Origin of the sequence: Corynebacterium sp. HMSC08C04 (assembly GCF_001807495.1) — a bacterium.
Lineage (GTDB): Bacteria > Actinomycetota > Actinomycetes > Mycobacteriales > Mycobacteriaceae > Corynebacterium > Corynebacterium simulans.
In genome coordinates this window covers 161871-171793 of the sequence record NZ_KV789201.1, presented here as the reverse complement: position 1 = coordinate 171793, position 9923 = coordinate 161871, and the positions used below count along the sequence as shown (strand labels likewise).

General features: G+C 54.3%; 11 protein-coding genes and 1 pseudogene. 7 read left to right on the top strand and 5 right to left on the bottom strand.

Translation table 11 applies throughout. The features are described 5' to 3' along the window. Positions 1-37: 37 nt before the first annotated feature. Entirely contained in the window at positions 38-1279 is a 1242-nt protein-coding gene (locus HMPREF3169_RS03135) for a GNAT family N-acetyltransferase (RefSeq protein ID WP_070455648.1), read from the bottom strand. Positions 1280-1454: 175 nt separating this feature from the next. On the opposite strand from HMPREF3169_RS03135, the gene HMPREF3169_RS03130 reads away from it, so the two are divergent. From HMPREF3169_RS03130 to HMPREF3169_RS13075, 3 genes are all read left to right on the top strand, one after another. After that, positions 1455-1709, top strand: coding sequence for a hypothetical protein (locus HMPREF3169_RS03130; protein WP_034659529.1), 255 nt, complete (start codon positions 1455-1457; stop codon positions 1707-1709). Next, positions 1709-2302: a recombinase family protein gene (locus HMPREF3169_RS03125; RefSeq protein WP_011117489.1), complete on the top strand. Its 594-nt coding sequence runs from the start codon at positions 1709-1711 to the stop codon at positions 2300-2302. The genes HMPREF3169_RS03130 and HMPREF3169_RS03125 overlap by 1 nt, the downstream gene beginning before the upstream one ends. A gap of 432 nt (positions 2303-2734) precedes the next feature. Beyond that, positions 2735-2884, top strand: coding sequence for a hypothetical protein (locus tag HMPREF3169_RS13075; protein ID WP_011117478.1), 150 nt, complete (start codon positions 2735-2737; stop codon positions 2882-2884). A gap of 278 nt (positions 2885-3162) precedes the next feature. On the opposite strand, the gene HMPREF3169_RS03120 is transcribed toward HMPREF3169_RS13075, so the two are convergent. From HMPREF3169_RS03120 to HMPREF3169_RS03110, 3 genes and pseudogenes are all read right to left on the bottom strand, one after another. After that, on the bottom strand, positions 3163-3426 hold the full coding sequence (locus tag HMPREF3169_RS03120) for a hypothetical protein (protein ID WP_011117479.1): 264 nt from the start codon (positions 3424-3426) through the stop codon (positions 3163-3165). Between the two features lie 180 nt (positions 3427-3606). Beyond that, complete coding sequence (locus HMPREF3169_RS03115) at positions 3607-4341, bottom strand: IS3 family transposase (RefSeq protein ID WP_148132096.1); 735 nt, start codon at positions 4339-4341, stop codon at positions 3607-3609. After that, positions 4338-4716, bottom strand: a pseudogene (locus tag HMPREF3169_RS03110) (transposase). Before HMPREF3169_RS03110 ends, HMPREF3169_RS03115 begins: the two are co-directional and overlap by 4 nt. Before the next feature lie 430 nt (positions 4717-5146). On the opposite strand from HMPREF3169_RS03110, the gene HMPREF3169_RS03105 reads away from it, so the two are divergent. The 4 genes from HMPREF3169_RS03105 to HMPREF3169_RS03090 all read left to right on the top strand — a co-directional run bounded on the left by HMPREF3169_RS03105 (position 5147) and on the right by HMPREF3169_RS03090 (position 9753). Then, on the top strand, positions 5147-6508 hold the full coding sequence (locus HMPREF3169_RS03105; RefSeq protein ID WP_231732355.1) for an MATE family efflux transporter: 1362 nt from the start codon (positions 5147-5149) through the stop codon (positions 6506-6508). A gap of 151 nt (positions 6509-6659) precedes the next feature. Then, the gene (locus HMPREF3169_RS03100; protein ID WP_049156259.1) at positions 6660-7817 is read left to right on the top strand and encodes an ABC transporter substrate-binding protein; all 1158 of its coding nucleotides are present in this window, start codon (positions 6660-6662) and stop codon (positions 7815-7817) included. 41 nt (positions 7818-7858) lie between these two features. Further along, the gene (locus HMPREF3169_RS03095; protein WP_049156286.1) at positions 7859-8938 is read left to right on the top strand and encodes a FecCD family ABC transporter permease; all 1080 of its coding nucleotides are present in this window, start codon (positions 7859-7861) and stop codon (positions 8936-8938) included. Then, entirely contained in the window at positions 8938-9753 is an 816-nt protein-coding gene (locus tag HMPREF3169_RS03090; protein ID WP_049156256.1) for an ABC transporter ATP-binding protein, read from the top strand. The genes HMPREF3169_RS03095 and HMPREF3169_RS03090 overlap by 1 nt, the downstream gene beginning before the upstream one ends. Positions 9754-9781: 28 nt before the next feature. Here the strand turns inward: HMPREF3169_RS03090 and HMPREF3169_RS13350 are convergent. After that, the coding region (locus HMPREF3169_RS13350) for an integrase core domain-containing protein (protein WP_246815588.1) at positions 9782-9923 on the bottom strand (142 nt) is incomplete at its 5' end.

The following is a 9923-nucleotide window of genomic DNA, read 5'->3' as shown; positions in this document are numbered from 1 at the left end:
TGCGTGTCCTGGGCTTCATGCACAATGCCAGCCACGCTTATTCTTCACCATCCTCATTACTGTTCTTCTCAGCGGAAGGTGTGGGGATAAGGTCTGTTGCCTTCCACGCAATATATCCTGCAATACCCTGACAGGCGGTACCGATAGCCAGCGCTGTTCCCCTCCACCACAAGGAATTCACCACTCCAGGCGTAGCGAATCTTTCAACTCCAGCTGGAAGCGCCGCTACAATCGCTACAGCAACTAGTCCCATAACCCGCCTCGGAGGTTTCTTTTCCTGACCCGAGACAGATGCATAGTACATGGACAGAAAAATGGCGAACGGGACAACGTAAAAGAAAGACATGCCCATCGCTTCTAACGCAGAGCGTTCTGCCCACCAACCAGGGAACTTAGCAAAGAAGTTTGCAACAAGGAACAGCAGCGCTTGAACTAGGATTAATCCAATATTTCCAATCCTGTACCGGGTTTCTGTAGAAAGACCACGAATCCTATCCAGAATTCCACGTTTCCCTACCGCCGCCTCTTCCCGGCTATATTCAGTGGGTATAGGACGGCTTTCCGTCTTTCTACCTTCTACATCAGCTGCTGACGGTTGCTCTAGCACTTTAGTGTTCTCTGCCCCGTCCTCCTGCGGGATAGCTTCCGCTTTTTGGGCAGGCTGACCATCTTCGTGTTCAAGTGACTGTTGAAAGAACACTCCACCCGTTCGGGGATTAAAAACAGTCCACGGAATGTCCCCAAAGATGGAAGTTGGTTGATTTCCGGACTCAATGGCAAAACCTAGGTTTTTATAAAAATTAACAAGCTGAGAAGAATCGTTTTCGGCATACCCGTACATCTGCGTGAATCCTAGGCGTTTAGCCTCTTCAAGCGCCTCCTTCACCAGCTGAGTGCCGATTCCTTTATCCCGTTTCTCTCGCTCAACGAACACTTGTGTTAGATTTGCTTTGCTTAAATGCTTTTGCATTACATCTAGCCTTTTCGTGTTAAAGGCTTGGGAGAGAATGTCGCTGGAACAATGAAATCTAGCTGCTCCAATAATTTTGCCCCCACTGTCCTGAGCTATTACAAAGTGATCCCCGAAAAGTGATGTGTTTTTGAGTCCCAGCCTCCTGAAGACCTCTTGTGCCTCTTCTATGTCTTTAACTTTGGGAATGTCTCCTGCACTAAAACCGTTTTTCGTCAGTAGGTTCCCCGCCTTGTCCCTCATTTCGAAGTTTCGCCTTTTGTTTGTTTTGGGGTCTGACGTTGAAATAAATTCGAGTGTATAGTCCATGCCCCCACCTTAGGGTATAAGCATTTGTCAGGATTCCACTCCCTTTTTAGGGTACACCCTATTGTTACGCCGGTGTGCGGCAGAATGTTTCCTGTAAAATAGGGCCGTTCCTAGCATTGTTTTACACGTGTCTAGCGGGGTCTAAGCCTTATGTTTACAGAAAGTGGTGAGTGTGATGTTATCGTCTGACGGTTTCCATATTGAAAGTCATATTGACTCTGTACCCGCGTTGGCGCGGGTGAAAGATCTGCATGGTGGACTCTCGTCGGGGCAGCAGGCGTTGGGCAGGATTGTACAATCCTTGCTTGCTGACGCTGATGGCCTCGACGGTGTTCAGCTTTATGCCCTCTCGGATGCAATCGAGTCGTATCGTGATGCAGTCATAGAACAAGAGAATGCCGCCTTTAAACCTTCGCGGAGCGAAGACTAATGGTCAATGACTCTGGTTCGCATGGGCAGCGGGTGGGCTATATCCGTGTCTCCACGGTGGAGCAGAATAATCAGCGCCAGAAAGAACTACTCAATGCTTCCGGCAGGATTGACCGGTTTTTTGAAGATAGGATTTCCGGCCGCACCAAGACTGCCCGCCCTGGACTTGTCGAGTGTATGGCGTACGTGCGAGACGGTGACGAACTTGTCGTGTCGTCGATTGACCGTCTCGCCCGATCGCTGACAGATCTGCGCGGTATTGTTGATGAACTTACCGGCAAGGGTGTGACTGTTACTTTCCTGCATGAGAATCTCGCGTTTGCGAAAGACACGTCCGATCCGCGCGCGGATTTAATGCTCGGAATTCTCGGTAGCTTCGCGGAGTTTGAGCGGGCCATTATCCGCGAGCGCCAGGCGGAGGGGATTGCGTTGGCGAAAAAGGCCGGAAAGTACAAAGGCCGCAAACCCGCTCTTAGCCCGCAGCAAGTAGCGGAGATTAAACGGCGCATATTGGCAGGGGAGTCAAAGGCAGCACTAGCGCGGGAATTTGGGGTAACCCGTCCTACGGTGTATCGAGCATTGAAAAACACCTAGGGTAGTGCAGCCGTGATGGTAGATCAGCGCGCCCATGAGCCCCGTCATATGTCTTGCCATATGGCGGGACATATGTTTAGGCATATGCTAAAGCATATGTCGGCAGTTATGTAGCACTGCCAGCATTTTCGTGCGTCTAGATAGGGTGACAGGCAGAGAAATTAGCGGTGTTGAGTGCAGCTGCAAGTAGCACTGTACGGGTTTCCCCTCATGGGCGGCTTTTATAAAGGCAGGGGTGAAATCATGCTTCTAGGTCTCGTCAGGGGTGGCTGCTAACGTTAGTGCCGGTTCACAATCATGCCCCGCCACCTGTGGTGGGGCGTGGGCGTGACTTCCTCGTCGGTGCGCGGTAAGGCCCGCGCGTGACGTGGGCTGTCCCGCGCGCCTTTTTCAGGCGAGCGGACAACCCTACGACGTAAAGGGAGGTAGACAATGGGTAAACACTCATTGGATACACCCGGTCGCAAAAGAAAAGACCTTGATGCCACCAAGCTTGACTGGCTAGATGTGGCTACCAAGGTCATAGTTCTTGTGACCGTAATCGTGAAGCTCGTTACCGCGATGCTTCACGTGGGTCTTTAGGCCCGAGGGTCTCAACGAGCTGGCACTCGTTGGGGCCCTTTTTATTGTGCAGCCGCAATTCAGGGATGAACTGTGCTGTCACTTTTAGGCTAATGCGCGCGCGAAGGTTTCGCAATACTCCCACACTGAGGCCGTAGCCCTCCTTTTCTCTACTGCGGGCGGGAATCTGCGTATTCGTGCGCCCGCGAGTCCTGCCATATGGCGGAACATATGTTTAGGCATATGTTATAGCGTATGTTCCGCCATATGCTAAAGCATATGTTCTGTGTTATGCAGGTTTACCTGCTAGTTCTTGCGTTTAGGCGGAGTCCGAAAATGGTAATCCACAAGGCTAGTAGGCCGAAGGAGATGAGCAGTGCGGCCAGTTCTCGCGAGAGACCGGCCTGGGTGAAAAGGAAGGAGGGGACAAGGATCATTGCTGCGCTTATGCTGCCTCCAAGCGCGGCGTAATACATACGGTCTTCTGGCCGTTCGCGGCGGATGGTCTGGATGATTAAGACGAAAAGTACTGCGAGTGCGGCGAGGGTGATGGTCGTGTACATTCCTTCTCCTTTCGGGACTGGTGCCCATTTTATCGGTGAGGGTGTGCACGGTCTGTGTGCTGCGTTTTCCAAGAGTCAGGGTGTGTTAGTGTTATCCCCCGTAAGATCCTGATGAGCAGTTGAACAAACTGCACCACCGGAAGTAACAAACTCGAAAGGGTATGTTACCTCCGGTTTCTTTCATTTTTCAATCTTTGAGGTGCGAAGATTGCACGCGTGGGGATTGAGGGTGTGAATCCCACTGTCGTGGGTTTGATGAGGTAGTCGATGTTGCGGAAGCTTTGGCATCGGCGTGCGTTGTGCTCCGTACGTTGTTTCAAAAACGGGTTTCATCAAACGGAACAAAACCTGGGACGCGATCGCCTGGTTGAGAGCTTGCAGCGGCAACGCTTCGGTGCGCATGGAATCTGATAACGCCCACCCAACGATCCGTCGGGAGTAAACATCGGTGACAAACGCGGCATACACAAAGCCTTTCTTCGTGCGCACGTAGGTAATATCAGCCACCCACAGCTTGTTCGGGCCTTCGGCTTTGAATTCTCGCTCCACCAAGTCCGGGCGCAAATCCGGCCTTTGAGGTGTGCGAGTGGTCATAGGCGAGCGGCCTTTGCCTTTGCCTGATACACCGGCTAGACGCATCAGCCGCGCGGTTTGTTCACGACCGATATCGATTCCGTCACGATGAAGAGCATGCCACATTTTCCGCACACCGTAGATGCCGTAATTATCCCGATGGATAGCACTAATGCGTTCAACCAGCACAGCATCACGAAGGCCGCGAGCACTTACCCCACGGGCCTTGGACTGACGATACCCACGCGAGGTGATGAACCCACCAGCGCGGTTTTTCTTCAACGTCTTACAGATGAACTCGACAGAGAAACGATTCCGGTATTCATCGATGAACCGGATCATTTCCGACGTTTTGGGTCGAGTTCCGACGCGAAAAAAGCTGAGGCAGCCTTTAAAAGTTCATTGGTGTCGCGTAGCTCTTGATTTTCACGGCGAAGCCTCGCGTTTTCGGCGGCCAGATCTTCAGGCACGGGTTCTGGGATGTTTCCCGCACGGCGGGCCTGTTGGGTCCATTGACGGGCTGTGTGCCATGACACCCCCAGCTTTGGGGCTACTGCCTGGCACGCGGCTTGCATCGACATATTTTCCGCCAAGATGCGGTCCTCTACAAGACGGACCACACGATCCTTCGCATCCTGGTCAAATTTTCTTGGCATATTCCAGATTTTCCCATCTACTCAAACGGAACAAAACCTGGGACACTTCACTCCTATCCATCTTCACACTCCTTCCACCTGAAGTGTTTGAAGTGGAAATCTTCAATTATGGTAGCCTTACCTAAACTAGGTATAATCTTTATACTTTCCGAAGGGAGTCTCTGCCGCTGCAAACACCAGCCCTGAACGGGATTCGGTCTCAACCAACGGTGGTACCGCTGGGGCATCGGCCAGCACCAGCTGAATCCGCAGGGGCGAACCACTAATTTCCATGGTGCAGACGGCAGCGTCCGATTGCAACTTTGGTGCAGATGTATCGCAGCGCCATTCGCTTCAACGGCCTGGAGGCCGCAAATGAATCGGATGTGCTGCGTATCTACCGCTAGAAACCGCAGCACATTGGAGACCAGCCGCCAAAATGGGCGAGGTTTAGAAGATGAGAAGCGAGGGCCGAGACGAATGTTAGTCCGAAGTTGAAGGTGGCTGCGAGGTTGAAATCCATCCGGAAATATCGCGAAGTTCTGGGAATTTCCCTTCCCATCGCTGGAGTACAACTCGCCGGAGTTGCATTGACCACCACGGACGTATTGATGCTGCAGTCTGTGGGCGTACTGGCGATAGCCGGCGGCGGCCTAGCGATGCAGCTTTACAACCAGATCCGCACGATGTGCGTGGGCATGGTGACGGCCGGGGCAAATCTTGTGGCTGAAGCAGCAGCAAAAATGGAAAAAGAGAAAACCTCTTGTCAAAATTGCGAGGCGGGAGCAGAACAGATCCGGCGGGCTGTGCGCTCCTCCTTCGCGGTGGCCACTGGCACTGCAATTCTCGGCGCGTTACTGGTCATCGCCCTAGGCGGATTGGTCCTTGTTCTGCCCATCGACAAGCACGTTGCCCAACTCACCTTCGCCATGACCCTTGCGCTCGCACCCGGGTTAGTCCCGATGATGTGGCTCAACGTCCTGCGCCAATTCGCCGTGGGCATGCGAAAACCCGGCTCCCTGTTAACCATCACGCTGATATCGATATTTATAAATATCGCATTGAACTGGTTATTTATGACATGGGCAGCCTCGGATCACTGGAAGGTAGCGGGCATCGGGCTTTCTACAACTGTCATCCAACTGCTTACCTTCCTGGCCTTCCGGATTGTGGTACTGCGCATTCCCGAGCTACAGCCCTATTTCCACATCCTTCCGTGTAAAGGAGATGGGGAGACTATCTGCCGCCTCGTCCGCCTCGGGGTACCAGTCAGTCTGACCTATGGCTCGGAGGCTGCAATAACAACCATCGCCGGTTTAGTGATGGGGACCTTTAGCCCACAGATGCTAGCGGCGCACAATATTGTGAACCAACTGGCGTACATCGTTTACCAAGTGTGCATCGGCTTTTCTCACGGCGGCTCGGTGCTGATCACAAGGGCTCGGGCCGAGAGTGCCGACTCAGTGCGCGAGATTACCCGACGCATATTGTTCGTCGTGGTCACGTATCTGGGAATAATGGGCGCGCTGTGGCTTCTGTTGGGCAGGTGGGTACTGCATCCTTTCTTAAAAGAGGCAGATCCCACCACCTTTCACATTGCCGTCCTGCTCCTATGTCTCGCGGTACTGCAACAGTTCGCCAAAGGAATCCAAAACGTGGCAGTGGGCCTACTGAGAGGCCTGAAAGACACCACCTCAGGGCTACGCTGCACCCTCGTCGGGTACTGGCTGGTTGGCGTCCCCGGGATTCTGATATTTGGAAAGCTCCTCGGATGGGAAGGATATGGCGTCTGGTTAGGACTCATCATGGGTTTCGCAACCACGGCGGTACTGCTGCTACGCACATATTCCCGCCGACTGAATGAACTGACTTAACGGGAATGTTGGGGGTAAAAGTTTCATCACCCATTGTAGATAAACAAAGGTATGGCTAACCTAATAGATCCACTTGGAAGAAAGGATTGCCTTGTCCCTCACGACAACTAGGGCTCGCGGTTTTAAAACCCCACGCGCCCCTCACCACCGAATGGCCCGCGTAGTCGCCTCAGCCGTCACCGCCACTGCCCTCCTTATGACCGCTGCCTGCAGCACTAACGATGAACAACAGACCGCAGATGACGGAGAAAAGCAACAGATCACCGACATTCTCGGGCGCGAAGTCGAGGTCCCGAAGAACGTCGATCGGGTCCTCATGGGCGGGCAACGGATGCTTTACACGACATCCATCCTCAACAAAGAAAACCCGCTCCAGGGCATCGTTGCCTGGCCAGATGACCTGGAGCAGAACGACCCTGGCACGTACAAGAAGTACGAACAGAAATTCTCAGAGATCGAAGATATTGAGCAAACTGGTGAAGTTTACGACGGCTCGATGTCCGTTGAGCAAGCTTTGAATTCCCGTCCAGATGTCTTCATTGTCTCCGCAAGCAGCTTCGAAGCCGCCCAGGATGCTGGCATCGTAGACGGTCTAGAAAAGGCCGGAATCCCCACGGTTACCGTCGATTACTTTACCGACCCGGTGAAGAACACCGCACCGAGCGTGCGCTTGCTCGGCAAGGTACTCGGCCACGAGAAGGAAGCGGAAGAGTATGCCGAGTTCTATGAGTCCAAGGTGAACATGGTTCAGGAGCGCCTAGAAAAAGCCAAGGCCACCCCCACACCGACCTTCCTCTGGCGAGCTCCCGGCTACTTCGACTGCTGCTCTACCTTCGCTAAGTCCAACCTAGCCCAAATTGTTAACGCAGCGGGTGGCGAAAACGTGGGCGACGATATGATCGACGCCAAGCAGGGGCAAGTCTCTCCCGAGGCGCTAGCTGAAAAAGACCCAGACGTCATCATCGCCACCGGCGCAGACTGGACCGGCGCCAAGCAGCAGCCAAAGAAGAATGGCTTTGTACCCCTGGGCTACGACGAGTCCACCGAACAGGCAGCCAAAGACTTCCAACGCGTTGTTGACGGGCAACCTGTCCTTAAGGAAATGCGGGCGGTCAAGAACAAGCGGGCCTACGCTGCGTGGCATCACTTCTACGACTCCCCATACAACTACCTAGCCATCGAGTGGTTTGCCAAAGCCATGCACCCCGACCTGTTTTCCGATGTCGACCCGCAGGCCGATTTGGAAGAACTACATGAAAAATTCCTCCCTGTGGAGGCTAGCGGCACCTTCTGGACTGGTTTGCCATGAGCCACGGAGCACGAGCGCAATCAATTGCCACCGGAAGCGAGGTGGACGACCAAAACTCTACCCCGCAACGGCAACGCCCCCGGTCAAACTGGTACCGAACAGCTAGCAGGCGAAAGGTAGCGATCATCGCAGGGCTTACGGCCCTGCTATGCGTCACCATTGCCATAGATTTCCTCATCGGCAGCAGTTTGAACGCAAATGAGGCGCTCTACGTGCTCTTTCACCCCAGCGATTCCCGCCCAATTGACTGGCAGATCATCTTTGATATACGTCTGCCTATGACCGTCACAGCGGTGCTCATCGGTGGCACCCTCGCTGCTGCCGGCGCAGAGATGCAAACCATCTTGGATAACCCCTTGGCAGAGCCCTATACGCTGGGCATTTCCGCCGCTGCGAGCTTTGGCGCAGCCTTTGCCACCGTCTCAGGATTCACCGCGGCGGGAATCGGGGCAGCGCTGGGAATGGCGGGCAGTGCTTGGGTCTTCGCCCTCGCGGCCTGTGCGGTGATCGTCCTATTCTCTCGGTCAAAGAGCTCTGGTACCGAGGGAATGATTCTGCTGGGCATAGCCATCGTGTTCCTCTTCGATGCTCTACTAGCGCTAATGCAGTACCTCGCCTCGCAGACCCAATTAGAGCAGGTGGTTTTCTGGACCTTGGGCAGCCTTACGCGCGCTACGTGGCCTCAGATCGGCCTTCTCGCGGTCATCTCACTAATCGGAATTGCTTACTTCTACCGCAATGCGTGGACGCTGACCGCGTTTCGAATGGGCGACGACCGCGCTAGGTCCATGGGTATCAATATCCCAAAGCTGCGCACGTACACGCTGGTGGGAGTCTCCCTTATGGCGGCAACTGCCGTTTCGATGGCCGGGACAATTGGTTTCATCGGACTCGTCGGCCCACATATCGCCAGGATGCTCGTTGGTGAGGACCAACGCTTCTTCCTCACCACGTCCATCATCTCAGGTGCGCTTTTGCTGACCTCAGCCTCAGTGGTATCCAAGCTGATCCAGCCTGGGGCGATTCTGCCTGTCGGCATCATCACCGCGATTGTGGGCGTTCCCGTGTTCGTCGTCCTCATTGTTTTGCGACGCCGCCCCCGAACTGTCTCCTCAACCTAATGATCGCCTCTCCCAGTACTTCCTGCCCCAGAAAGGACCCCCTCGTGGAACAACCGCCCACGGTTCCGCCAGAACCCACACTCCGGGTAGATAACCTGTGCTTTTCCCATGGAGACGAACAGATACTGAATGACGTATGTCTCCCAAAGATCGAAGCTGGAACCGTCACCGCCCTCGTCGGCCCTAATGGCGCTGGTAAGTCGACTTTGCTGCGCTGCATGGCTAACCTATGCCGATTCAGCGGCGACGTCACTGGGCCCGAGGCAGTATATTTGCCACAGGATCCCCCGCCGGAAAGCACCCTTACCGTATTCGAATCGGTACTTCTGGCACTCCAGCATTCCCGGACGGGATTCAGCGGACTACGGGTAGCCACATCCACACAGGACCGAGTCAGCTCGGTCCTCACGCGGCTGGGGCTAGAAGACCTAGAATCCCGAACAATGTCCCAGCTCTCCGGCGGCCAGCGTCAATTAGTAAGCTTCGCCCAGGCCATCGTATGCCGGCCGCAGGCATTACTACTGGACGAGCCAACCAGCGCTCTTGACCTAAGAAATCAGCTCATCCTCATGGAGCATATTCGCGCCTATGCAGCTGAAGCACCCGCGGCGGTCGTGGTTTCGATGCACGATCTTTCACAAGCAGCGCGCTTCGCTCACCGCATTGCGGTACTCCACGCGGGCACTGTATACGCACACGGAGCAGCTAAGGACGTGTTAACCGCAAAAATGTTGCGTGAAGTCTACCGCGTAGATGGAAAAGTCACCCTTACTGATGACGGTTCTGCAGCAATCACCACATCCAGAGCCATATAAGGGGCTTGAAGTGCCCCGAGTTTTGTTCCTAGGCATGTTCCTTGATTTCTATTATTCCCTGTTGCGGGTTCTTCTTCCACAATTCGGTTTCCACCTCGGCTGGGGTTCGATATCCCAGGCTTTGGTGGAGCCTTACCTCGTTCCACCATGACACCCACTCGAACGTCGCG

Excerpts from the sequence above, each read along its gene's own strand:
- HMPREF3169_RS03135 (WP_070455648.1), bottom strand. The coding sequence starts at position 1,279 with ATGGACTATACACTCGAATTTATTTCAACGTCAGACCCCAAAACAAAC.
- HMPREF3169_RS03130 (WP_034659529.1), top strand. The coding sequence starts at position 1,455 with ATGTTATCGTCTGACGGTTTCCATATTGAAAGTCATATTGACTCTGTA.
- HMPREF3169_RS03125 (WP_011117489.1), top strand. The coding sequence starts at position 1,709 with ATGGTCAATGACTCTGGTTCGCATGGGCAGCGGGTGGGCTATATCCGT.
- HMPREF3169_RS13075 (WP_011117478.1), top strand. The coding sequence starts at position 2,735 with ATGGGTAAACACTCATTGGATACACCCGGTCGCAAAAGAAAAGACCTT.
- HMPREF3169_RS03120 (WP_011117479.1), bottom strand. The coding sequence starts at position 3,426 with ATGTACACGACCATCACCCTCGCCGCACTCGCAGTACTTTTCGTCTTA.
- HMPREF3169_RS03115 (WP_148132096.1), bottom strand. The coding sequence starts at position 4,341 with ATGATCCGGTTCATCGATGAATACCGGAATCGTTTCTCTGTCGAGTTC.
- HMPREF3169_RS03100 (WP_049156259.1), top strand. The coding sequence starts at position 6,660 with ATGGCCCGCGTAGTCGCCTCAGCCGTCACCGCCACTGCCCTCCTTATG.
- HMPREF3169_RS03090 (WP_049156256.1), top strand. The coding sequence starts at position 8,938 with ATGATCGCCTCTCCCAGTACTTCCTGCCCCAGAAAGGACCCCCTCGTG.